The organism is Elizabethkingia sp. YR214, from assembly GCF_003058195.1.
Lineage (GTDB): Bacteria > Bacteroidota > Bacteroidia > Flavobacteriales > Weeksellaceae > Elizabethkingia.
Genome location: NZ_QBUH01000001.1, coordinates 309,883 through 331,643 on the forward strand (window position 1 = coordinate 309,883; position 21,761 = coordinate 331,643).

The following is a 21,761-nucleotide window of genomic DNA, read 5'->3' on the forward strand; positions in this document are numbered from 1 at the left end:
ATTAAATTATAAAATTATGAAAATTGTAAAATTCATCATTTTCCTATTGTTTGGGCTAATGTTTATTCAGGCTGGGCTAGATAAGTTTTTCCATTTCATGCCAACCCCACAGTTAACCGAAGAGCAGAAAAAAATATTTGGAGCTATTATGGAAATTGGCTGGCTTCTTCCTTTGGTAGCCGTTGTTGAAATTACCGGCGGACTATTGGTTATCTTCCCTAAAACAAGAGCTTTGGGAGCTATTATTATCCTTCCTGTTATGGTAGGTATTGTTCTGCACAACCTGAAAGACACTACTGGCTTACCTATTGCGGCTCCTTTAGCATTAATCAATCTTTGGATGCTTATAGACAACAGCAGCAAATACAAAAATCTGATCAGCTAAATACACTAATCACTAAATATTTAATTAGCCGTCCAATTTTTTGGGCGGTTTTTTTATACTTATCTAATAGCCTAACCCTCATCAAAGAGAAATATTTTTTTTACAAAGAACTAATTATCAATTCATTAAAAACCAAAATTCATTTACAAGAATTTTGCGCTCAATTTTCAAGTGGCCAGATCAGAACTTTTAGATCTTTGGAATAGCTAACGATCAAAAATTCTAATTATGAAAAATAACACATTAAATCTAGCCCTTGCATCTGTACTTATTCTTAGTGTTTTTTCTTGCAAAAAACAGGAATCTGCTTCTATGTCTGATGCAAATTATGAATCCGCAAAAGCAGTAACAGCAGAAGCCCCTACATCTACCGGAGACAGTATCTCTTCTGCAGCCTCTACACAGGTAAAAGGTAAAGAGTTTGTAAAAACAGCAACAGTAAACATGGAGGTTAAAGACGTCTATGACGCAACTATTAAAATAGAAAATCAGCTGAAACAAATAGGAGGTTATGTCATCAACAGTGAACTCAAAAACAATTTGCTATCAGAGGAAACTTATAACCAGTCTGATGACAAAGCTGTTATGGTAAAAAAATCAAATATGCAGAATGATATGGTTGTAAAAGTACCCACCATGCAACTGGCAGATTTCCTGCAGCAGATTAATACCCAAAATTTGTTTTTAAATTCCAGAATCATCAATGCCGAAGATGTAACAGCGAATATCAAAATGGCCCAGCTGGAACAGCAAAGAATGAAGAAAAAAGAAGGCAATATCGAAAAGCTTAAGCCTACAACCACATCTGTGGAACAAGGGGACAACAATGAAAGGGATCACAATCAGAATATTATAGATTCTTATAATCTTAAAGATAATATTGCTTACAGTACTGTAAATCTGAGTATAAAGGAGCCCAACACCAGAGTTGCAGAAATAGCTGTAACAAATACCAAATCGATAGATGCAAAGTATAAAACCAACTTCTTTTATGAGGCTAAATTATCTATCATCAACGGATTTTATCTTATTCAACAATTTTTTATCCTTCTGCTAAATTTATGGCCATTTGCTCTTATTGTAGCAGGAATTATATGGTTTGTTCGCGCTAAAGGCGTGAAACGACCAAAATCTCCAAAACCAACAGTAAATGACTAAGTAAAAGGACTGCAAATGCAGTCCTTTTACTTTACAATCTATTCATACTCAAAAAAGTAAAAAATTCAATACGATTGCGTAAATTTGCGTCTTAAAACGATTACGAAAATGTCTTTAAACACAATCAATCCTACTGAAACCAAAGCCTGGGCACAACTAAAAGAGCATTTCGCAGAAACAGATTTCGATCTGAAGCAGCTTTTCACAGAAGATAAAAGCAGATTTTCGGAGTTTTCTATCCAGAAGGAGAGCCTTCTGTTTGATTTTTCAAAAAACCTTGTAGATAAAAAAGCTTTTCAGCTTCTTTTAGCGCTGGCAGAAGAGTGCCAACTGAAGGACGCCATCGAAAAAATGTTTACCGGAGATCTGATTAACCAGACTGAAAACAGAGCTGTACTTCATACTGCCCTTAGAAATTTTGGAGAAGAGAAGATTGTGGTAAATGGTAAGAATATCGGTGAAGATATTCAGAGGGTACTCAACCAAATGAAAGTTTTTTCTGAAAAAATTATTTCAGGAGAGCATAAAGGGTTTTCAGGAAAAGAAATCACAGATGTTGTAAATATCGGGATCGGAGGTTCTGACCTTGGCCCTGTAATGGTTTGCAGCGCGCTGAAGCATTATAAAACAAGATTAAACACACACTTCGTATCTAATGTAGATGGTAATCATATTGCTGAAGTTGTCAAAAATCTGAATCCGGAAACAACTTTGTTTATCATTGCATCCAAAACATTCACCACTCAGGAAACAATGACCAATGCTCTTTCTGCAAAAGAATGGTTCCTGAAGGCAGGAAAAGAGGAAGATGTTGCAAAACATTTCGTAGCACTTTCTACAAATGTTGAGGCTGTAAAGAATTTCGGAATTGCAGAAGAAAATATCTTCGAATTCTGGGACTGGGTTGGCGGAAGATACTCGCTTTGGAGTGCAATCGGATTAAGTATTGTACTAGCTGTAGGATACGACAACTTCGAAAAATTACTTCGCGGGGCACAGGACACAGATAAACACTTTAGAAATACAGAATTTGCAAACAATATTCCTGTATTAATGGGGGTATTAGGTGTTTGGTACCGCAACTTCTTCGATGCAAGTTCATATGCGATATTACCATACAGCCAGTATCTTGACAGGTTTGCAGCATACCTGCAACAAGGAGATATGGAAAGTAATGGTAAATCTGTTGACCGAAATGGTGAATTCGTAGATTACGAAACAGGACCTATCATCTGGGGAGAGCCGGGAACAAACGGCCAGCATGCTTTCTACCAATTGATTCACCAGGGAACTGAGCTTATCCCTGCTGACTTTATTGCATATGCAAAAGCAAACAATAACCTTAGTGATCATCAGGACAAATTAATGTCTAACTTCTTTGCACAGACAGAAGCTTTAGCTTTTGGTAAAACAAAGGAAGAAGTAATTACTGAGCTAAAAGCATCTGGAAAAAATGAAGAAGAAATTGCCTTTTTAACCAATTTCAAGACATTTACGGGTAATACACCTACCAATTCTTTCATTTTTGAAGAATTAACACCATTTACTCTGGGACAGCTTATTGTTTTTTACGAGCATAAAATTTTTGTTCAGGGCGTTATCTGGAACATTTTCAGCTTCGACCAATGGGGTGTAGAATTAGGAAAAGCTTTGGCAAACAAAATCCTTCCGGAACTAGAAAATACTGCAGAAATTACATCACATGACAGTTCTACCAACGGGCTGATTAATTTCTACAAAAATCATAAATAAATCGGATAAATCTAAATAAAGTAAAAAGAAAGAAAAATGGCACAAATCCTTGACGGGCTTAAAGTATCCAAAGAAGTAAAACAGGAAATAAAGGAAGAAGTTCAGAAAATTCTTTCCAACAAAAGACGTGCTCCGCACTTAGTTGCAATTCTTGTTGGAAACAATGGTGCAAGTAAAGCATATGTAAACAGTAAAGTAAAAGACTGTGAAGAAGTAGGCTTCTCCTCTTCACTAGTTAAGTTTCCTGCAACTGTTCCTGAAGCTGAACTTCTGGAGAAAATAGAGGAACTGAATAAATCAAAACATGTAGATGGTTTTATCGTTCAGCTACCTCTGCCTAAGCAGATTGATCAGGAAAAGATCATTATGGCAATTGATCCAAGAAAAGATGTAGATGGTTTCCACCCTGAAAACTTTGGAAAAATGGCATTGGAAATGGATACATTCCTTCCGGCAACGCCATTCGGGATTCTGACACTATTAGAAAGATACAATATTGAAACAAAAGGTAAAGACTGTGTAATTATCGGAAGAAGCCGTATCGTAGGACGTCCGATGAGTATCCTTATGGGACGTAAAGACTTCCCTGGAAATTCTACAGTAACCCTTACACACTCTTATACTAAAGATATAGAAGAATACACAAAAAAGGCTGATATCGTAATTACCGCTCTTGGAGATCCACACTTCCTGAAAGGAGAAATGATCAAAGAAGGTGCAGTAATTATTGATGTAGGAATTACCAGAGTAGATGATGACTCAGAAAAAGGCTATCACCTGGCAGGAGACGTAGATTTTGAAAGCTGTGAGAAAAAAGCAAGCTGGATTACTCCGGTTCCGGGAGGTGTTGGTCCAATGACCAGAGCTATGCTGATGAAAAATACCCTGATTGCCTACAAAACATCAGTGTATAATGATTAATGAAAATGAATAAAGAACAAGATATTTTATTAAAAGAAGGTAAAATGCTCCCTGTAATGGAGCATTTTTACACTTTACAAGGAGAAGGTGCTCATACAGGAAAAGCTGCATATTTCATTCGTTTAGGCGGATGCGATGTAGGCTGTCACTGGTGCGATGTAAAGGAAAGCTGGGATCCGAATTTACATCCGTTAATGAATGCAGAGGAAATTGCAGAAACCGCAGCAAAATACTGTAAAACAATTGTTTTAACAGGAGGTGAACCATTGATGTGGAATCTTGAAATTCTGACATCAAAATTAAAAGAATTGGGTTGTACCATCCATATTGAGACTTCTGGTGCTTATCCTATGAGTGGGCATTTGGACTGGATTACACTGTCCCCGAAAAAAACAGGTTTACCATTAGAAGATATTTACAAAGAAGCCAGCGAATTAAAGGTTATTGTTTTCAATAACAACGATTTCAAATTTGCGGAAGAGCAGTCCGCTAAAGTTTCTGACAACTGTAAACGCTATCTTCAGAGTGAATGGAGTAAGAGAGATGAAATGTACCCTAAGATTACGGATTATATATTAGAACACCCGGAATGGCAGGCTTCTGTACAGACTCATAAGTACCTGAACATTCCATAACCAAGACATTTCAAAGATCATTTTTGCAAACTGTTCATTCGGAGCAGGCAGATGCAAAAATTCTTAATTTAAATAAAAACATTAATTTCGCAGCATGTTAAAACTTTTTGGCGCAATTGGCGAATATTTTATGCTTCTGGGAAAGACCTTCCAGAAACCTCAGAAAATGAAGGTTTTCATGAAGCTACTGATGAGAGAAATTTACGACCTTGGAGTCAACTCCTTTGGTTTAGTACTTTTCACCTCTATATTTGTGGGGGCCGTCGTTGCCATACAGATGTATAATAACTTCAGTGCTTCCTCTTTTCCTATCCCGAATTCATTTATCGGATATGCAACCAAAGTAGTTTTGATTCTGGAATTTTCACCAACTATTATTAGTGTAATTCTTGCCGGAAAGGTAGGATCATATATTGCTTCCAGTATAGGAACCATGCGTGTAACAGAGCAGATTGATGCATTGGATATTATGGGAGTTAACTCTCCAAATTTTCTGATTTTACCAAAGATTATTGCCAGTGTTTTATTCAACCCATTGCTTATTGCCATCAGTATTGTATTTGGTATTGTAGGAGGCTACTGGGCCGGGGAACTAACCGGAAACTGGACACAGGCCGACTATATCACTGGTATCCAAATGTATATGCCAGCCTACTTTATTTGGTATGCATTCTTCAAAACAGCTGTATTTGCGTTCCTTATCGCTACAATCCCTGCATATTTCGGATTCTTTGTTAAAGGCGGATCTCTGGAAGTAGGACGTGCCAGTACGCAAGCTGTAGTATGGACTATCGTAGCTGTTATTATAGCTAACTTAATATTAACCCAATTATTCCTGAGCTAATGATTGATATAAAAGATTTAAGAAAGAGTTTCGGTGATGTAGAAGTACTAAAGGGCATTTCTACCTCTTTTGAAGACGGAAAGATCAATCTTGTGATTGGACAAAGTGGATCCGGAAAAACGGTTTTCCTGAAATGTTTATTGGGTGTTTATGAACCTTCATCTGGAATTATTGATTTTGACGGAAGAAATTTTGTACAAATGACTCCAGTTGAAAGGCTGAATCTACGTTCGGAAATCGGTACCGTTTTCCAGGGAAGTGCACTTTTTGACTCTATGACAGTGGAAGAAAACATTATGTTTCCACTGGACATGTTTACAAATTTAACGTACAGGGATAAGAAAAAAAGGGTTATCGACGTTATAGGTAGAGTGAAGCTGGAAAATGCTAACAATAAATATCCTTCGGAAATTTCCGGAGGAATGCAAAAAAGGGTTGCTATTGCCCGTGCTATTGTAAATAATCCGAAGTATTTGTTCTGTGATGAACCCAACTCCGGACTAGATCCAAGTACTTCAATAGTAATTGATGAATTGTTGAAAGAGATTACTGAAGAGTACAAAACAACAACTATTATCAATACCCACGATATGAACTCGGTGATGACAATTGGTGAAAAGATTGTCTATCTGAGAAACGGACTGAAAGAATGGGAAGGCTCTATGCACAACATTCTGACAGCTGATAATGAACATTTAATAAACTTCGTCTACTCTTCAGCTTTGTTTAAAGAGCTAAGAAAGACACTATTAGAAAAAAAGCAAAATTTATAAGTTATGAAGTCAAAGATTCAATCGACCTCTGTAATGAAGAAATTATTCATTCCGGTAATGCTAGGTGCAGCAGCATTTGCTCACGCTCAGGTTAGTCTTGGTGTAAGAGCCAATGCATTATTCAACACCTCATCTTCAAGATGGAGTGATATTAGCACGACGGCTAAAGGAGCTTTCAATAATCCTAAAGATGTTGCAGGTTTCAATGTAGGTCTTTCTGCAAAAATAAAGTTACCAATCGTTTCTTTATTCGTAATGCCGGAGATCTACTATACTAATTTCAAAAGTAAAGCAACTTATATAGAAGCTGATGGAAGTAATATTGAGCTTTCTGCAAAAAGCAACAGAATTGATATTCCGGTAATGGTTGGCTTTGATGTTATTGGCCCATTAAGCGTATTTACAGGTCCTGTTTTCTCAACAAATCTTTCCAGTAACAGTACTTTTGAAGGTTATAAAGAAGATACTTCTAAAAACTTTTCTGTAGGTTATCAGTTTGGAGCGAATGTAAAGATCTCTAAATTAATTGTAAATGCGCGTTATGAAGGTTCTTTCTCTAAAGACCAACGTAAATTCATCAACAATGTTACAGGTAATGGTGTAAACTATGACAACAGGCCAAGCTTGTTTATGGTAGGTCTTGGGTACCAGTTCTAATCTAAAACAGATTTAATAAAAAATTAAAGCCGGATTGTTATACATTCCGGCTTTGTTGTTCTTGCTCTTGTTGTGTAGCATCCTGCATTAGCTGAGCCTGTTTTTTTTCCAGCTCATCTTTTTCTTTTTGCAGTTGCTTAAATTGGCGCATTTTATTTTCCTGCTTTACAGCGGATCCTTTGCTTACATAACCTACAATTCCTCCGAAGATAAGGCCAACACCGATTCCGCATAAAGCACCATATACTACTCTTAGATCCAGAGCCATATTATTAAGGTAGAATAATACTACTCCAATGGCTAATAATATAATTCCGACAAATGTTAAATTTTTCATGTTGTGTAATTTAGTAATCCTCTCCAAATATATGTTTTTTGAAGAGGATTAATTAGTGATCGTTATAATTTGCCTCCTGCGGCTCTGTAATACTCCAAAGCTTTTGGCATCATAGCCTCTAAGGCTGCTTTTCTATTAACTGGGTTCGGGTGGGTTGACAAGAATGCCGGAGTACCAGCTCCTCCTCCCGAAGCATCCTGCATTCTTTGCCAGAATGCTGGTGCAGTACGCGGATCGTATCCCGCCATAGCCATTAGATAAAGTCCCATTTGGTCTGCCTCAGATTCTTGTTTTCTACCATAAGCAAGAAGCCCTACCTGAGCTCCCATAGGATATAACTGATTAAAAACGCTGGCCATTTGGCCATTGCTAAGTGAAGCACCAACTAATTGGCCTCCATATTGGGCTAATGTAGCCTGAGATATTCTTTCGTTCCCGTGTCCCGCTAATGCATGGGATATTTCGTGTCCCATTACAACAGCTAAACCGTTGTCGTCTTTAGTTACTGGTAATATTCCTGTATATACAGCAACTTTTCCTCCTGGCATACACCATGCGTTCAGTTGTTTGTCCTGAAGCAGGTTGAATTCCCATTGGTAATTTGCCAGATCCTGCTCTCTACCGATACTTCTGTAATAGTTTCTCGCTGCATTTGCAATCCGGGCTCCTACAGTTTTTACACGTGTTGCATCTGCACCAGCAACTACTTTAGATTTAGACAATGTGGTCTTGTACTCTTGTAAAGCCATCGTATTGATTTGATTAGCGTCAGCAAATTGCACTGACGACCTTCCTGTAATAGGATTGGTTACGCAACCTGTAAAAGTTGCGGCAATAGCTGCTGCACCTATAATGCTTGTTATTTTCATAGCAGTAAAATTTATCGTGATTTCGCAAAATTCAAATTCTATTCCAAAAAACAAAAACCAATTCAGGAATTGTGTAACTTTATTTAATAAAATCTGAATCAGACCTTTATTTGGTATAAAATTAGTATTTTAATAAAAGCAACGATCATTTAAATTCCAAAAAAATGAAAAAACAAGTATACATCTATCTATTAGCAGCATTAACCGTTACCTCTGTAATCTCGTGTGCTGCATCCAACAAGCCGACAGATATTGCTAAATCCGAAGAAGTTGCTAAATTAGTTAATCAGGATAGCTACACCTTTATTGCGACAAGAGCTTATCCAATGGATCAGTCGACCATTAATAATGTAATGAGTGCTATGAGACCAGCTGGTGCAGCTGCAACATTGTTTGACCTCAGCTATGGTTATGGTTTTAAAATACAACCAAATGATCTGAGCGTAGATCTGCCATATTTTGGCCGCATCTTCACACCGAGTATGGATCCTTCCCGAAACGGACTGAAATTTAGTTCTAAAAAGTTTACAATTGCTAAAAAAGAAAGTAAGAAGAAAATATCTTATACCATAAATGTTAATGATGTACAAAATATTCAGACTTTGTATATAGACGTTTATAATAACGGAAGAGCATTTTTGTCTGTAAATGCTAACGACAGACAACCTATTAGCTATGACGGATACATCAAAGCTACAAAAGCTGAGAAATAAGTTACTCGTTAAATAGCTTCTTAACAAAATCTTTTGCTTCAGAGATAGGATTTACCGCCAACTCTGAAGCATTTTTTTTATGTTCGTTGTAAGCATCTTCCAATTCTTTAGATGATCTTGTTTTACTCAGGATCAGTTCTTTAACCCAATAATCGAATCTCTTTTCAGCCTGCTGATGGCGTTCTTCTTCAAAAGTATTGTCTTTATGTTTCTGAAGAATATAATCTTCTATTCTTTCATAGCACTCTTCCAGTCCTTTCTTCTTTAAGGCAGAACCTAAAATAACCGGAACTTTCCAGACTTTATTCTTATGTGTTATAAAATGTAGTGCACGCATCAACTCAAGTTTGGCGTTCTTCACTGCCGGGTTATTATCTTCATCGGCTTTGTTAATGAAGATAATATCCACCATCTCCATTATGCCCCGTTTTATTCCCTGTAATTCATCTCCAGTACCGGAAACTTTCAGGAACAGAAAAACATCTGTAATATCCGCCACCATTACTTCACTCTGCCCTACACCAACAGTCTCAATTAATATATAATCATATCCTGCAGCTTCACAAATTAGCATTGTCTCGAATGTTGTATTGGCTATTCCTCCAAGAAATCCACCACTAGGACTGGGCCGGATAAAAGCATTTGGATCTTTAGCCAGCTCTTCCATTCTTGTTTTATCCCCGAGGATACTCCCATGATTCAGACTACTGCTAGGATCTATTGCCAATACTGCAACTTTATTTCCTTTTTCAATAGCCAGTTTTCCGAAGCTTTCTATAAAAGTAGATTTTCCGGCACCCGGAACTCCTGTTATTCCTACTCTTACCGATTTTCCGGTAAAAGGCATGAGCTGTCTCAGAAGCTCTTCCGCTTGCACACGGTGTTCCGGTTTTTTGCTTTCAACAAGAGAAATAGCTTTTCCCAGCAATCGGGTATTATTGCTTCTGATTCCGTCAATAAGCTGTTCTGTAGAAAGCGTTTTAGCCATACTATATTCAGTCTGAACAACAAAAATACTAAAGAAACAGTAATTTACAGAATCCTATCTATAAAAAGAAACCGGAAGAAAATCTTCCGGTCAGTTTTAAAGCCTATCAGGCCTTCTTTTTCTTTTTTCGGGATATTTTCCCTTTAAGAAATTTTTTACGGTCTTCAAGCTGATGTACCATTCCTTCGTCAAAGCTATGTTCCCTGACCTCTGATAGTATCTTTAACGCCTTTTTTATTTTCCCTTTTCGTTCCTTCAAGATAGATCTTAAGAAGAGAATATCAGCTTTATTGATTCCTTTCAGAGTAAGACTATAAGCAATAAGCTTTTCGGCTTCCTCATAATCTTCATTATGCAGCAGACACTTAATATAAAAATGGGGTATACTGATACTGGTTACATCATTTTTCATAGCTTCCTCAAAGTATGCCTTCGCAGTATTATAATCTTTCAGTATTTCGGAATACACTCTGGCCATAAGGCAGAGGCTATCCGCATCCTGAGGATCATAAGACAAAGCATAATTCAGAGCTTCTACACAATCCGGTATACTGTAAGGATAATGGTCTAAAGCTTCAAAATAATATTTGTTTTTAGTTAAGTTCATTTCTGTATTTTTTTAGCTCGCTTTTCAGGAATTGCCTTTGTTTTTTAAAGGATTTATCCTGATGATTTTTTTTAAAATCTGTTCCGGAATAAGTACGAATCGGACTTCCACGCTGCACCTGCATATGATTGCTCCAGGTCTCCTGCATTCTGCGCTGCATTTGCAAAATATGCTGTGCCATAACCTTTTCCTTTAAACGTGTAACTGATTGTTTTTTATTCTCCAGCTGTGAACGGGAATCCTGTACAAAAACACTTTCTCCGGTTGGTATATGGGTCGCCCGAACTGCCGTATTTACTTTGTTTACATTCTGCCCTCCGCTTCCCTGACTGCGTGTTGTCTGAAACTGAATTTCTTTTTCATCAAAATGAAATTCTTCTGCATCTTCAATTTCAAATACTCCAACAAACCAGTTACTCCTTTTATGCAGCTTCCTGAATGTACTCTTTCCGACCCAACAAATACTCCCTAACCAGCTTTTCAGAAATGTTGTTAATTCTTTATCCTTTAAAAGCAGGGTCACGGATTTTAGTGTCAGGTTTTCATCACCGTTTTCACGATGAATAATTTTATAATCTATTTTTTCTTGTTTCACTTCCTCCAGAAAAACCTTCAGAATTTTAGCGACTACCCACTGGCATTCTAAAGGTCCTCTTCCCGAGGTTATTTGTATGAGTTTTTCCATTTTTGTAAAATCTTTAAGATAGCGTCTCTGTTTTTCGCTTCTTTAATAAATGTTGGCAATCTTTCAACCATACGCATTTTGTATGGCAATCTGGTTCTCAGCTCAGAAGAGATATAGTTTTCCATTTCTAAAAGGTGCTCCATATTTCTAGCCCAGAATAAATTTCCTTTGAAATCTTCCTGAAAATAAAACGGGCATCCAAACACCTTATCACGAATCAGTCCTGCTTCTTTTGTAGAATAGTTCAGTACATATTTTTCTGTTTTGGACTGAATCTGAAATATAGAATCACATGCTTCACACTTTACAGGCAGGCTTTCTGGTTTTGTTTTCAATCCTCTTTGTATATGGTGAATAAAATGTCCACATGCAGGACAATTGAGCTTTACGATTGCTTTATAAAACTCCAAATCTTCCTTCTTCTTTCTGAGATTACAGTGCTGACATTCCAGTACTGCATTTTTATCACACCCACATTTACTTTTTACTGTCGCATCTTTTCCGCAAGACGGGCAGACAACCAGACAATCTTCGTGGTAGGCATAATATTGTTGTTTATATCTCTTTTTCATTTCTTTATTTTTTTTGTTAACACAAGGCTACTTGTCCATTCTTACAATTCTTGGTTGAAATGTCCCCAGAATATCAACTAATTCACTTTGTGCATTCATTACTTCATAAATATCTTTATAAGCCATTGGAGCCTCTTCAGTATTCCCGCCCATTAGTGTCACATTTTTCAATTTCAGTTCTTTCCTGATATCACTTTGTGTGAAAAGGCTTTTGCATGCTCCTCTGGAATGAGCTCTTCCGGCACCATGTGAAGCTGAATGCAATGAATCCGGATTGCCTTTTCCACGGACAATAAACCCTTTCGCCGTCATGGATCCCGGAATCATTCCCAGCTCATTTTCATTAGCCGGCGTTGCTCCTTTACGATGAACAATCACCTCTTTTCCGTTATGGATTTCTTTCCAGGCAAAGTTGTGATGATTTTCTATTTTAGCTTTCACTCTTCCTCCTACAGCTTTAACCAATCTGCGGTGAATATCATCGTGACAGGCTGAAGCATAATCTCCGGCCAGACTCATTGCGGTCCAGTATTCTAGGCCCATATGAGTACTGAGATCTAGCCATGCAAACTGTTGTGCTTCCTTAGGCAGCGGACATTGCTCTACAGCGACTCTTGAGTAATACTGAGCAATTTCCGCACCCAGACCACGGGAGCCGCTGTGAGACAAAATCCCCAAATATTTTCCTTTTGGAAGGCCGATTTGGTTATCTTCTTCCGTGATTTCCACTTCACCAAATTCTACGAAATGGTTCCCTCCTCCGGATGTTCCCATCTGTTTAATAGCCTTTGCTTTCAGTCTTCGCAACACCGGAATCATTCCGAAAGTATCTCTTTCGAAGATCTCATGTTCAATATGAGACTTATGAGTTTCGTACATCCCGAATTTGGTATGTTCGGCCAATGCCTTTTCATATTTATCTCTTGCCCCGTCCAGATATGAAACTGGTGTATCCAGGATGCTAAGACTCATTCTGCAGCCAATATCCATCCCTACACCGTATGGAATTACAGCATTCTCTACCCCCAGAACACCACCGATCGGAAGACCGTAGCCACTATGTGCATCGGGCATTAATGCTCCCTGAACCGATATTGGCAATTTTAGTGCTGTATAAAGCTGATTCTTTGCTTCCTCTGAAATATTGTGTCCGAAAACCTGAAACGCAGCTCTTCGGCTATTCAGCATTCGTTTTTCAGTTTTTTTAGATAATAATAAAGCTTCTGCTATTTGTCCGAAACTTAGGTCTTTTTCATAGTTTTCCGGATGTAATAGAATTTCCTTTAAAAGAGATTTTACATAATGAATATTTTTGGTTGCAAAATTTCTTTTCATAACTTCCAGAGCAACATTAACACTCTGATTATTAGGATAGCCAATCTTTAATATATCTTTTCCTTTAAGTTTTAAATTTCCCATTGTATTATTCTTTAAATTCATGATGCAAATACTTTAAGCAATGCATCGGCTATGCAGTCCACAAATTTTAAGGCCGCATTATTTTACTCAACTATACAAATAGTCGAAAAAGTTTATCACACTAAAATTTGTGATAAAAATTAATTTTGAAATAGAGATTCGGGGAAACTAAGTTTGAAATATTGCGCAATAAAAAACCCGAAATCTCTACGACTTCGGGTTTTGATATTTCATTGTACTGTTATTCTAAGAATGTACCAAACCACGAAGCCTCACCACCATAGGTGGCAATCCTGCTGAAGAGTTTTTCTGAAATCTGAACATTACTTCGTTGTTTTTAATTGGTTAAACTTTATTTTGAGCTGCAAATATATTAATTTTTATAAAAACCGGTATATTTTTTTGTTATCAGCTGCTATACATCCTATTTTTTTATTCAGACTAAATAACAAATGCGTGTCAGACAGCCTTTCTCAGGCGATTTTATGGCTAAAACCTGTACATTTAAATAACTAATTAATAAATAATAAGATATGAAAAAGACACTGATAGCAGGAGGACTAATGTTGTTTATATTTTCATGCAGCACTCGGACACAAGGTACCGCCAGTACCGGAAAGCCGGTTTACAAGCTGACTGAACAACAATTTGCAGCTGCCAAAAATCTTTTTGAAACCCGATGTGGTAAATGTCATGATCTGCCAAAACCGGAAGATCATACAGCAGAAAAGTGGAAGCCTATTATGGATCAGATGGCTCCAAAAGCAAAACTAACCGATGAAGAGAAAAACTGGGTTCTTGCTTATGTAAGTACAAATGCAAAAAAACAGAACTAAAAAATAATAAAAGAGCTGCCCTAAATAAGAGCAGCTCTTTTATTTTGATATATTACTTTCTATTCTTTACAAAGGATATCCCGTATACAATAAGAGTTGTAACTACAAAAAGTATTGTTAAAATTCTCAACACAAATCCTGACCAATAAAAGATATAGGGCAGATCTAATCCATAAATATTCTGTAAATAACCTCCGGCTATATAACAGAGTATACTTACCAAAATCAATATTAAAAATCTCTTTTTCATACCAGGTAATCAATTATTCCGCAGCAATCAGTTTCTCCAGAATCTCACATGCACATTGTGGCAGGTTTGTTCCCGGACCAAATATATGATCGGCACCGTTTGCATATAAGAATTCATAATCCTGTTGTGGGATAACGCCACCTACAACAATGGTAATATCTTCTGCACCTAATTTTTTCAATTCTTCCACTACCTGTGGAACCAGTGTTTTGTGCCCTGCAGCAAGTGAGGAAACACCCAGAATATGAATATCGTTTTCCACTGCCTGTTTAGCTACTTCTTCCGGTGTCTGGAATAACGGAGCAACGTCCACATCAAAGCCCATATCTGCAAAAGCCGTAGCTACTACTTTTGCACCTCTGTCGTGGCCATCCTGTCCCATTTTCACAACCATTAAACGCGGTCTGCGTCCTTCGTATTCTTCAAACTTTTGTGTCAGCTCAACAGCTTTAGCAAAGTATTCATTTTTAGATGCATTCATAGCGTAAACTCCCTGAATGGTTTTTATTTGTGCTTTATATCTTCCGAATTCCCCTTCCAGAGCATCAGAAATTTCTCCTAAAGTAGCTCTTCTTCTCGCAGCTTCTATACTCAGTGCTAAAAGATTTCCCTTACCAGTTTTTGCACATTCTTTAATCTCATCGAGAACCTGTTCTACAGCCTGATTATCTCTTCCTGATTTTATGCTATTCAGTCTTTCAATCTGCTTTTGGCGTACCAATGAATTATCAATATCCAGAATTTCAAATTGTGGTTGCTTCTGTTGAGTTCTGAAGCTGTTTACTCCGATTATAAATTCTTCGCTGCTATCAATTTTTGCCTGTTTTTTAGCCGCTGCTTCCTCAATTCTCATTTTTGGAATTCCGGCTTCAATAGCTTTAGTCATCCCACCTTCTTTCTCCACCTCATCAATGTACTTCATAGCTTCATCAATCATCTGCTGGGTAAGACTTTCTACAAGGTAACTTCCACCCATCGGATCTACAACATCACATATTTTGCTTTCCTGCTGCAATATAATCTGTGTATTTCTGGCAATTTTAGCAGAATAATCTGTAGGCAAGGCAATGGCCTCATCCAGTGCATTGGTATGCAAAGATTGTGTTCCGCCTAATGCTGAGGACAAAGCTTCGATAGCGGTACGGGTAATATTATTAAAAGGCTCTTGTTCTGTTAAACTCCATCCCGAAGTTTGGGAATGTGTTCTTAGAGCAAGGGATTTTGAATTTTGAGGTTTAAACTGCGCAATCAATTCGGACCAGATATATCTGGCCGCACGCATTTTGGCAATCTCCATAAAATGATTCATACCAATAGCCCAGAAGAAAGATAAGCGTGGTGCGAAATCATCGATATTCATTCCAGCCTGGATTCCGGTTCTTACATATTCTAACCCGTCAGCCAGCGTATAAGCCATTTCCAGAACAGGTGTAGCTCCAGCTTCCTGCATATGGTAGCCTGAAATAGAAATAGAATTGAACTTAGGGATATTTTGTGAAGTATACTCGAATATATCGGCAATAATCTTCATAGATGGTGCTGGTGGATAGATATAGGTATTCCTTACCATAAATTCTTTCAGAATATCATTCTGGATGGTTCCCGAGAGGAGTTCCTGATTTACCCCTTGCTCTTCTGCAGCAACAATATAAAATGCTAAAATAGGCAGCACAGCACCATTCATAGTCATGGAAACGGAAATCTGATCCAGTGGAATTTCATTGAAGAGGATCTTCATATCTTCTACCGAATCTATCGCCACTCCAGCTTTTCCAACGTCACCAACTACTCTTGCATGATCCGAGTCATATCCTCTGTGCGTTGCAAGATCAAATGCTACAGAAAGGCCTTTTTGCCCTGCTGCTAAATTTCTGCGGTAAAATGCATTGGACTCTTCTGCAGTAGAGAATCCTGCGTATTGCCTGATTGTCCATGGTTTCTGAACATACATTGTTGTATATGGACCTCTGAGATAAGGAACTATCCCCGCCGAATATTCTTTATCAATCAAAGCCTGGGCATCGTCTGCAGAATACGAAGTCTTCATCTGAAGTCCGTCCTTCTCAAAATTATAATTTTCAAATGCTGAAGGCTTAATATCAAAATCAGGTTTCGGCGTCGTTATATGTTTTCGCATTACTATGTAGCTATTGGTAATGGTAAAAATATGAATTTTAATAGATAAGAAAACAATATTGCGTATCAGATTTTAAAGTATTTTTACGTCGAAAAAAATGAAAAACTATGAATAAGCTTTTTACAATTATATTTTACCTGACTATTGGTATAACATTATGCTTTTCCCAACAAACAGAAATAATTAATTTTTCATATTCACTTCCGGAAAATTCTCTTTTTAAAATGAAATTTAAAATAGATAACAACGGGACAATGAAAATACGAGGAACAGAAGCTGAAATGGCAGCTATGAAAAAAGCGGGTTATAATTCGGATAGAAAAGTTCAATACTCCCTGTCTGCAACGATTAGTATGAAAACACAAAAAAAGATGAATGGTTCTTTACCCTTCCAGTTTACGTTCGATCAGCTAGAACAGAATATAAACAGTGATGGAAAAAAGAATAATCAATCTCTTTCACTATCTGATTTTCCTATAGCTGGTGAATTTAAAAATGGGCAATATGTTATTACTTCTATTCTGAACGTAGGAAATGCTCAGCAAGAAGCATTCATAAAATCGTTACCCAAAAACTTTATATCTAATGAAACTTTTATTCCACAAATTAAAATAGGAGAGCAGTTTACTATAAAAAAAGAGATATCAACAAACGAATACAAATCTACCGCTCAATATACTTACACACTAAAAAGTGTAGAAAACAATATTGCAATATTTGATATAAAAATTAAGATTATACCAAACACTAATAATAAAATAAAAACTTCTGGCCAAGGAAGTGGTATTATGAGGTATAATATTGATAAAAAATATGTAATTTCTGAAAGCTCTTCTTTTGTATATACAGGAAACCAGCAAGAAAAAACTTATAATATTACTGGGCAATCCACCGCCGAATCAAGCTTAAACATAGAGTTATTAGAATAATAAAGATTATTTAAAGTCTATCATTGACGTTCAATATATCACAAAAAAAAAACGGACTTAAAAGTCCGTTTAAATTTCTTATTCCTCGATAGGAGGACACAATGGAATTAATCCATTTGGACATCTCTGATTACATGGCCAAGGTTGCATTTTCCCATTAATACGGCAATATCCTTGTTGATCATTAAGATCTCCACCAACGATACTATTTAAGTTTTTTCTAGTAATTTTTTTCATATTAAATCTTTATTTGGTGATTTACATAGATACAATATTTCCCCCAATTAATAAAATACTTTAACATACAAAAACTTTTAATATTGCAGATATTGTACAAAAAAACGGACCATAAAGTCCGTTTAAATTTTTCAATTAGTTTCTACTAACATCACAAAAAGGAGTCATTCCATCAGGACATTTGCTATCGCAACCTCCTCCCCAGGCACGTAGTTTTCCATTGATAAGACAGTATGCCTGTCCTCCTCCTACATCGTTTCCTCCCTGGATACTGCTTAATTTTTTTCTGTCAATTTTTTTCATGATATGTCATTTATTGGTGAACTACATAGATACAATATTTTCTCCAATTAATAAATATAAACCTATTATGATTTGTAAATATTGAATAAAAAAACGGACTTTACAGTCCGTTTAAATTTCTATTCCTCAGGAGCAGGGCACAACGGAATTAATCCGTTTGGACATCTTCTGTTACATGGCCAAGGGCGTAGCTTCCCATCAATAAGACAATGTCCTTGTTGATCATTAACGTCCCCGCCAACAATACTACTCAACTCTTTTCGGTTAATTTTTTTCATAATAAATCATTTATTGGTGAACTACATAGATACAAGTTTTCTTTCAATAAACAAAATACTGTATTAAATAACCTTTTTTACATATTGAAAATAAAAAAACGGGTTATATAACCCGTTTAATTTTTATTTGAAAAGTATATTTTTAGAAGCCTTCTTCTTCTCCTTTCATTTTTTCAGCATTTTCAGCCATGATCACAGCATCAATCATCTCACCAATATCTCCATTCATATAAGCATCAAGGTTATAGATAGATTTATTAATACGGTGGTCTGTAACCCTACCCTGAGGATAGTTGTAAGTTTTAATCTTAGCGGAACGGTCTCCTGTAGATACCATTGTTTTACGCTGTGCAGCAATATCACCTATCACTTCCTGAAGTTTGATATCGTATAGTTTCGCACGAAGCATTTCCATTGCCAATTCACGGTTAGCCAACTGGGAACGTGCCTGCTGACAAACTACTACTATTCCTGATGGCTTGTGTGTTAACTGTACTTTTGTTTCTACCTTGTTAACGTTCTGTCCACCGGCACCTCCTGAACGGGAAGTCTGCATTTCAATATCCGCAGGATTAATTTCCACATCTACTTCTTCAGCTTCCGGAAGGACTGCAATGGTAATAGCAGAGGTATGAACACGTCCCTGAGATTCGGTTTCCGGTACACGTTGTACACGGTGAACTCCGGATTCAAACTTCATAATACCATAAACTCCTTCTCCTTCAACTTTCATAATCAATTCCTTGTAGCCTTTGGTAGCTTCGTTAGAATCGGTTACCTCATGTCTCCAGCCCTTAGTTTTAAAGTACATAGAATACATTCTGTAGATATCTTCCACAAAAATAGCAGCCTCGTCCCCACCTGTACCTGCACGTAATTCTACGATGATATTTTTATCATCCGCAGGATCTTTCGGGATTAATAATACTTTCAGTTCTTCTTCAAAACCCGGAATTTTTTCCTGAGCTTCCAGTTTCTCCATTTTAGCTAAGTCAGACAAATCTTTATCTGATCCGTCAGCAATAATTTCGTCGGACTCTTTTATCGTATCTAAAGCCGATTTGTACTGATCATAAACCTTAACGATTTTCCCCAGATCACTGTATTCTTTGTTTAAAGAAGAATATCTTTTCTGATCTGAGATAACATCCGGCTGAATGATCAAATCAGCGACTTCGTTATATCTTTGTTTTATAGCTTCCAGCTTCGGAATTAAACTCTTTGACATAATAGAATTTTAGGCTGCAAAGATACGGATTTTCAGGAGACAAGAAAAAAGTAAAAACAGGGGATTTGAACACCGAAAAAACAAAAATCCGTTCCTCAGAAGAGAAACGGATTTTCTTTATATAGTTTTGCTTTAAACTAGTGTGCGTGGTGACCATGCGCCGGGCGCTCACCTGCAGGTCTTTGGTAGATTACCTCAACACCTTCCTGCTCATATAGCTTTTTGTATCTTATTTCTTCAGGATCAAAGTTTTTGTTCTTTTTTCCGAAGTATTCTAACAAACCTTCTGTTAACCAAAGTGGAACAATGTATGTTGCGAACATAAAGATACACCAGAAACCAGCCAAGAACATTGCAAAGAAATACACTGTCCAAAGGAACTGATAGAATGGATAAAAAGATGATAAAATCATTTCTTAAATATTTTATAGGGCAAAAATAGACTTTTTTTACTTTTTAGCAAAGGATTTAAACGTCTATTTTTAATTTATACTCATTTTATATAGACTAGTGGGCTAGATTTGCAAAGAAATCATTTCCTTTATCATCGGTAATGATGAATGCAGGGAAATCTACTACTTCAATCTTTCTTACAGCCTCCATTCCCAACTCTTCGAAGTCTACAACTTCAACAGATTTAATGTTTTCTTTAGCAAGAACTGCTGCGGGACCACCGATAGAACCAAGATAGAAACCTCCATGTTTTGCACATGCATCTGTTACATCTTTACTCCTGTTTCCTTTTGCCAGCATTACCATACTTCCACCATTCGCTTGGAACTCGTCTACATAAACATCCATCCTTCCTGCTGTTGTAGGGCCAAAGCTTCCTGAAGCCATTCCTTGAGGAGTTTTTGCAGGTCCGGCATAATAGATCGGATGATTTTTGAAATATTCCGGCATTGGTTTTCCACTATCTAATAATTCTTTAATCTTAGCATGAGCAATGTCTCTTGCTACGATTAAAGTACCATTAAGTTTTAATCTAGTTTTAATTGGATATTTCGATAACTCAACCAATACTTCATTCATTGGCCTGTTCAGATTAATCGTTACAGGTTCTTCCAGATGCGGTGCTGTTTCTGGTAAAAATTTTTCAGGGTTTACTTCTAATTGCTCAAGGAAAATCCCGTCTTTAGTGATTTTTCCTTTGATGTTTCTGTCAGCAGAACAAGAAACGCCCATACCAACAGGACAAGAAGCTGCATGACGAGGTAAACGAATCACACGTACATCGTGTGTAAGGTATTTACCACCAAACTGTGCTCCGATAGCACTTTCCTGACAAATCTTTTGTACTCTCTTCTCCCATTCCAAATCACGGAATGCCTGACCACCAATATTTCCTTCAGTCGGAAGGTTATCATAATATCCTGCACTTGCTTTCTTCACTGCTGCAAGGTTAGCTTCTGCAGAAGTACCTCCGATTACTAAAGCCAAGTGATACGGTGGACATGCTGCTGTACCAAGATCCATGATTCTTTCTTTAACAAACTCCTCCAGAGATTTATCATTCAATAGTGATTTCGTCTTCTGGTAAAGGAAAGTTTTATTTGCAGATCCGCCACCTTTTGCAAGAAATAAGAATTTATAGGCATCTCCTTCCTCTGCATAAATATCAATCTGTGCCGGAAGGTTAGATCCTGAATTCTTTTCGTCGAACATCGTTAACGGAACTACCTGAGAATATCTAAGATTCTGATTTTGGTAAGTATTATAAATTCCTTTGGAAATCCACTCAGCATCATTTGCTCCTGTATAAACGTTCTCTCCTTTCTTGGCAACACATATTGCTGTTCCGGTATCCTGACAAGAAGGAAGAGCTCCTTTTACCGCTACAGATGCATTCTGTAATAGGTTATAAGCTACGAAACGGTCATTGTCTGTCGCTTCAGGATCGTCGATAATATTTTTAAGCTTCTGTAAATGAGTTGAACGAAGCATGAATGAAACATCCTTTAATGCTTCTTCTGCTAAAAGTTCTAGTCCTTTAGGATCAACAGTTACAATTTCTCTTTCACCTAGCTTTTCAACCTTTACATAGTCGGAAGTCAATTTTTTGTATTGTGTGTCGTCTTTTAGAATAGGAAATGGTTCCTGATACTGAAATTCCATTTTTAATTATTTTTCTGAAAAATTAGAGTCGTAAAAATAAGAATAATGAATGCTGTACTATCTCCAACATGAGTAAAATCACTCGATTTCATCGATATTTATAATGGTTATAAATTGCATAAAAACTACTCTT

General features: G+C 36.9%; 24 protein-coding genes. 11 read left to right on the forward strand and 13 right to left on the reverse strand.

Translation table 11 applies throughout. The features are described from left to right. Positions 1–16 precede the first annotated feature (16 nt). The 8 genes from C8J95_RS01305 (at position 17) to C8J95_RS01340 (ending at position 7,125) form a co-directional block, all read left to right on the forward strand. Positions 17–385 (forward strand): DoxX family membrane protein, encoded by a 369-nt coding sequence (locus tag C8J95_RS01305; RefSeq protein WP_034845878.1) that lies wholly within the window; start codon positions 17–19, stop codon positions 383–385. 228 nt (positions 386–613) lie between these two features. Next, positions 614–1,543: a DUF4349 domain-containing protein gene (locus C8J95_RS01310; RefSeq protein ID WP_107807285.1), complete on the forward strand. Its 930-nt coding sequence runs from the start codon at positions 614–616 to the stop codon at positions 1,541–1,543. Positions 1,544–1,651: 108 nt separating this feature from the next. Continuing rightward, positions 1,652–3,295, forward strand: a complete 1,644-nt coding sequence (gene pgi, locus C8J95_RS01315; protein ID WP_107807286.1) for a glucose-6-phosphate isomerase — start codon at positions 1,652–1,654, stop codon at positions 3,293–3,295. 36 nt (positions 3,296–3,331) lie between these two features. Further along, positions 3,332–4,216: a bifunctional 5,10-methylenetetrahydrofolate dehydrogenase/5,10-methenyltetrahydrofolate cyclohydrolase gene (locus C8J95_RS01320; RefSeq protein WP_059345714.1), complete on the forward strand. Its 885-nt coding sequence runs from the start codon at positions 3,332–3,334 to the stop codon at positions 4,214–4,216. Between the two features lie 5 nt (positions 4,217–4,221). Then, positions 4,222–4,851: a 7-carboxy-7-deazaguanine synthase QueE gene (locus tag C8J95_RS01325; protein ID WP_034871978.1), complete on the forward strand. Its 630-nt coding sequence runs from the start codon at positions 4,222–4,224 to the stop codon at positions 4,849–4,851. Between the two features lie 94 nt (positions 4,852–4,945). After that, positions 4,946–5,695: an ABC transporter permease gene (locus tag C8J95_RS01330; RefSeq protein WP_034871749.1), complete on the forward strand. Its 750-nt coding sequence runs from the start codon at positions 4,946–4,948 to the stop codon at positions 5,693–5,695. Further along, entirely contained in the window at positions 5,695–6,468 is a 774-nt protein-coding gene (locus tag C8J95_RS01335) for an ABC transporter ATP-binding protein (protein ID WP_034871750.1), read from the forward strand. Before C8J95_RS01330 ends, C8J95_RS01335 begins: the two co-directional genes overlap by 1 nt. A gap of 3 nt (positions 6,469–6,471) precedes the next feature. Next, entirely contained in the window at positions 6,472–7,125 is a 654-nt protein-coding gene (locus C8J95_RS01340) for an outer membrane protein (RefSeq protein WP_107807287.1), read from the forward strand. A 37-nt stretch (positions 7,126–7,162) separates the two neighbouring features. On the opposite strand, the gene C8J95_RS01345 is transcribed toward C8J95_RS01340, so the two are convergent. Then, positions 7,163–7,462, reverse strand: coding sequence for a hypothetical protein (locus C8J95_RS01345; protein WP_034871752.1), 300 nt, complete (start codon positions 7,460–7,462; stop codon positions 7,163–7,165). A 62-nt stretch (positions 7,463–7,524) separates the two neighbouring features. After that, on the reverse strand, positions 7,525–8,331 hold the full coding sequence (locus C8J95_RS01350) for a M48 family metallopeptidase (protein WP_107807288.1): 807 nt from the start codon (positions 8,329–8,331) through the stop codon (positions 7,525–7,527). Between the two features lie 164 nt (positions 8,332–8,495). Here C8J95_RS01350 and C8J95_RS01355 point away from each other — a divergent pair, with 164 nt between their 5' ends. Further along, on the forward strand, positions 8,496–9,044 hold the full coding sequence (locus tag C8J95_RS01355) for a DUF4251 domain-containing protein (protein WP_059156033.1): 549 nt from the start codon (positions 8,496–8,498) through the stop codon (positions 9,042–9,044). Between the two features lies 1 nt (position 9,045). Here C8J95_RS01355 and meaB read toward each other — a convergent pair whose 3' ends face one another. The 5 genes from meaB to C8J95_RS01380 all read right to left on the reverse strand — a co-directional run bounded on the left by meaB (position 9,046) and on the right by C8J95_RS01380 (position 13,315). Beyond that, positions 9,046–10,032 carry a methylmalonyl Co-A mutase-associated GTPase MeaB gene (meaB, locus tag C8J95_RS01360; RefSeq protein WP_107807289.1) on the reverse strand — a complete coding sequence of 329 codons (987 nt, stop codon included), beginning with the start codon at positions 10,030–10,032 and terminating at the stop codon, positions 9,046–9,048. 106 nt (positions 10,033–10,138) lie between these two features. Beyond that, positions 10,139–10,639, reverse strand: a complete 501-nt coding sequence (locus tag C8J95_RS01365) for a hypothetical protein (RefSeq protein ID WP_059325685.1) — start codon at positions 10,637–10,639, stop codon at positions 10,139–10,141. Further along, the gene (gene prfH / locus C8J95_RS01370; protein WP_107807290.1) at positions 10,626–11,324 is read right to left on the reverse strand and encodes a peptide chain release factor H; all 699 of its coding nucleotides are present in this window, start codon (positions 11,322–11,324) and stop codon (positions 10,626–10,628) included. The genes C8J95_RS01365 and prfH overlap by 14 nt, the downstream gene beginning before the upstream one ends. Then, positions 11,303–11,896 carry a hypothetical protein gene (locus C8J95_RS01375; RefSeq protein WP_107807291.1) on the reverse strand — a complete coding sequence of 198 codons (594 nt, stop codon included), beginning with the start codon at positions 11,894–11,896 and terminating at the stop codon, positions 11,303–11,305. Before C8J95_RS01375 ends, prfH begins: the two co-directional genes overlap by 22 nt. A gap of 27 nt (positions 11,897–11,923) precedes the next feature. After that, positions 11,924–13,315, reverse strand: coding sequence for an RtcB family protein (locus tag C8J95_RS01380; protein WP_107807587.1), 1,392 nt, complete (start codon positions 13,313–13,315; stop codon positions 11,924–11,926). A 533-nt stretch (positions 13,316–13,848) separates the two neighbouring features. On the opposite strand from C8J95_RS01380, the gene C8J95_RS01385 reads away from it, so the two are divergent. Further along, the gene (locus C8J95_RS01385) at positions 13,849–14,151 is read left to right on the forward strand and encodes a hypothetical protein (RefSeq protein ID WP_034871759.1); all 303 of its coding nucleotides are present in this window, start codon (positions 13,849–13,851) and stop codon (positions 14,149–14,151) included. Between the two features lie 263 nt (positions 14,152–14,414). Here the strand turns inward: C8J95_RS01385 and scpA are convergent, their stop codons facing one another. Then, positions 14,415–16,538 (reverse strand): methylmalonyl-CoA mutase, encoded by a 2,124-nt coding sequence (gene scpA / locus C8J95_RS01395; RefSeq protein WP_107807293.1) that lies wholly within the window; start codon positions 16,536–16,538, stop codon positions 14,415–14,417. A gap of 254 nt (positions 16,539–16,792) precedes the next feature. Here scpA and C8J95_RS01400 point away from each other — a divergent pair, with 254 nt between their 5' ends. After that, positions 16,793–17,467 carry a hypothetical protein gene (locus C8J95_RS01400; RefSeq protein ID WP_146165443.1) on the forward strand — a complete coding sequence of 225 codons (675 nt, stop codon included), beginning with the start codon at positions 16,793–16,795 and terminating at the stop codon, positions 17,465–17,467. Between the two features lie 372 nt (positions 17,468–17,839). Here C8J95_RS01400 and C8J95_RS18625 read toward each other — a convergent pair whose 3' ends face one another. The 5 genes from C8J95_RS18625 to C8J95_RS01415 all read right to left on the reverse strand — a co-directional run bounded on the left by C8J95_RS18625 (position 17,840) and on the right by C8J95_RS01415 (position 21,628). After that, positions 17,840–18,007: a hypothetical protein gene (locus tag C8J95_RS18625; RefSeq protein WP_158267934.1), complete on the reverse strand. Its 168-nt coding sequence runs from the start codon at positions 18,005–18,007 to the stop codon at positions 17,840–17,842. A gap of 119 nt (positions 18,008–18,126) precedes the next feature. Beyond that, positions 18,127–18,285, reverse strand: a complete 159-nt coding sequence (locus C8J95_RS18630; protein WP_158267935.1) for a hypothetical protein — start codon at positions 18,283–18,285, stop codon at positions 18,127–18,129. A 142-nt stretch (positions 18,286–18,427) separates the two neighbouring features. After that, positions 18,428–19,513 carry a peptide chain release factor 1 gene (gene prfA, locus C8J95_RS01405; protein ID WP_107807295.1) on the reverse strand — a complete coding sequence of 362 codons (1,086 nt, stop codon included), beginning with the start codon at positions 19,511–19,513 and terminating at the stop codon, positions 18,428–18,430. Between the two features lie 137 nt (positions 19,514–19,650). After that, positions 19,651–19,926 (reverse strand): hypothetical protein, encoded by a 276-nt coding sequence (locus C8J95_RS01410; RefSeq protein ID WP_107807296.1) that lies wholly within the window; start codon positions 19,924–19,926, stop codon positions 19,651–19,653. A 94-nt stretch (positions 19,927–20,020) separates the two neighbouring features. Beyond that, a complete protein-coding gene (locus tag C8J95_RS01415) occupies positions 20,021–21,628 on the reverse strand; it encodes a fumarate hydratase (RefSeq protein WP_107807297.1) in 1,608 nt (535 codons plus the stop codon). Positions 21,629–21,761: the final 133 nt, after the last annotated feature.

What these genes read in the sequence shown, in the direction of transcription:
- C8J95_RS01305 (WP_034845878.1), top strand. Translation starts at nt 17, where the DNA reads ATGAAAATTGTAAAATTCATCATTTTCCTATTGTTTGGGCTAATGTTT.
- C8J95_RS01310 (WP_107807285.1), top strand. Translation starts at nt 614, where the DNA reads ATGAAAAATAACACATTAAATCTAGCCCTTGCATCTGTACTTATTCTT.
- pgi (WP_107807286.1), top strand. Translation starts at nt 1,652, where the DNA reads ATGTCTTTAAACACAATCAATCCTACTGAAACCAAAGCCTGGGCACAA.
- C8J95_RS01320 (WP_059345714.1), top strand. Translation starts at nt 3,332, where the DNA reads ATGGCACAAATCCTTGACGGGCTTAAAGTATCCAAAGAAGTAAAACAG.
- C8J95_RS01325 (WP_034871978.1), top strand. Translation starts at nt 4,222, where the DNA reads ATGAATAAAGAACAAGATATTTTATTAAAAGAAGGTAAAATGCTCCCT.
- C8J95_RS01330 (WP_034871749.1), top strand. Translation starts at nt 4,946, where the DNA reads ATGTTAAAACTTTTTGGCGCAATTGGCGAATATTTTATGCTTCTGGGA.
- C8J95_RS01335 (WP_034871750.1), top strand. Translation starts at nt 5,695, where the DNA reads ATGATTGATATAAAAGATTTAAGAAAGAGTTTCGGTGATGTAGAAGTA.
- C8J95_RS01340 (WP_107807287.1), top strand. Translation starts at nt 6,472, where the DNA reads ATGAAGTCAAAGATTCAATCGACCTCTGTAATGAAGAAATTATTCATT.
- C8J95_RS01345 (WP_034871752.1), bottom strand. Translation starts at nt 7,462, where the DNA reads ATGAAAAATTTAACATTTGTCGGAATTATATTATTAGCCATTGGAGTA.
- C8J95_RS01350 (WP_107807288.1), bottom strand. Translation starts at nt 8,331, where the DNA reads ATGAAAATAACAAGCATTATAGGTGCAGCAGCTATTGCCGCAACTTTT.
- C8J95_RS01355 (WP_059156033.1), top strand. Translation starts at nt 8,496, where the DNA reads ATGAAAAAACAAGTATACATCTATCTATTAGCAGCATTAACCGTTACC.
- meaB (WP_107807289.1), bottom strand. Translation starts at nt 10,032, where the DNA reads ATGGCTAAAACGCTTTCTACAGAACAGCTTATTGACGGAATCAGAAGC.
- C8J95_RS01365 (WP_059325685.1), bottom strand. Translation starts at nt 10,639, where the DNA reads ATGAACTTAACTAAAAACAAATATTATTTTGAAGCTTTAGACCATTAT.
- prfH (WP_107807290.1), bottom strand. Translation starts at nt 11,324, where the DNA reads ATGGAAAAACTCATACAAATAACCTCGGGAAGAGGACCTTTAGAATGC.
- C8J95_RS01375 (WP_107807291.1), bottom strand. Translation starts at nt 11,896, where the DNA reads ATGAAAAAGAGATATAAACAACAATATTATGCCTACCACGAAGATTGT.
- C8J95_RS01380 (WP_107807587.1), bottom strand. Translation starts at nt 13,315, where the DNA reads ATGGGAAATTTAAAACTTAAAGGAAAAGATATATTAAAGATTGGCTAT.
- C8J95_RS01385 (WP_034871759.1), top strand. Translation starts at nt 13,849, where the DNA reads ATGAAAAAGACACTGATAGCAGGAGGACTAATGTTGTTTATATTTTCA.
- scpA (WP_107807293.1), bottom strand. Translation starts at nt 16,538, where the DNA reads ATGCGAAAACATATAACGACGCCGAAACCTGATTTTGATATTAAGCCT.
- C8J95_RS01400 (WP_146165443.1), top strand. Translation starts at nt 16,793, where the DNA reads ATGAAAATACGAGGAACAGAAGCTGAAATGGCAGCTATGAAAAAAGCG.
- C8J95_RS18625 (WP_158267934.1), bottom strand. Translation starts at nt 18,007, where the DNA reads ATGAAAAAAATTGACAGAAAAAAATTAAGCAGTATCCAGGGAGGAAAC.
- C8J95_RS18630 (WP_158267935.1), bottom strand. Translation starts at nt 18,285, where the DNA reads ATGAAAAAAATTAACCGAAAAGAGTTGAGTAGTATTGTTGGCGGGGAC.
- prfA (WP_107807295.1), bottom strand. Translation starts at nt 19,513, where the DNA reads ATGTCAAAGAGTTTAATTCCGAAGCTGGAAGCTATAAAACAAAGATAT.
- C8J95_RS01410 (WP_107807296.1), bottom strand. Translation starts at nt 19,926, where the DNA reads ATGATTTTATCATCTTTTTATCCATTCTATCAGTTCCTTTGGACAGTG.
- C8J95_RS01415 (WP_107807297.1), bottom strand. Translation starts at nt 21,628, where the DNA reads ATGGAATTTCAGTATCAGGAACCATTTCCTATTCTAAAAGACGACACA.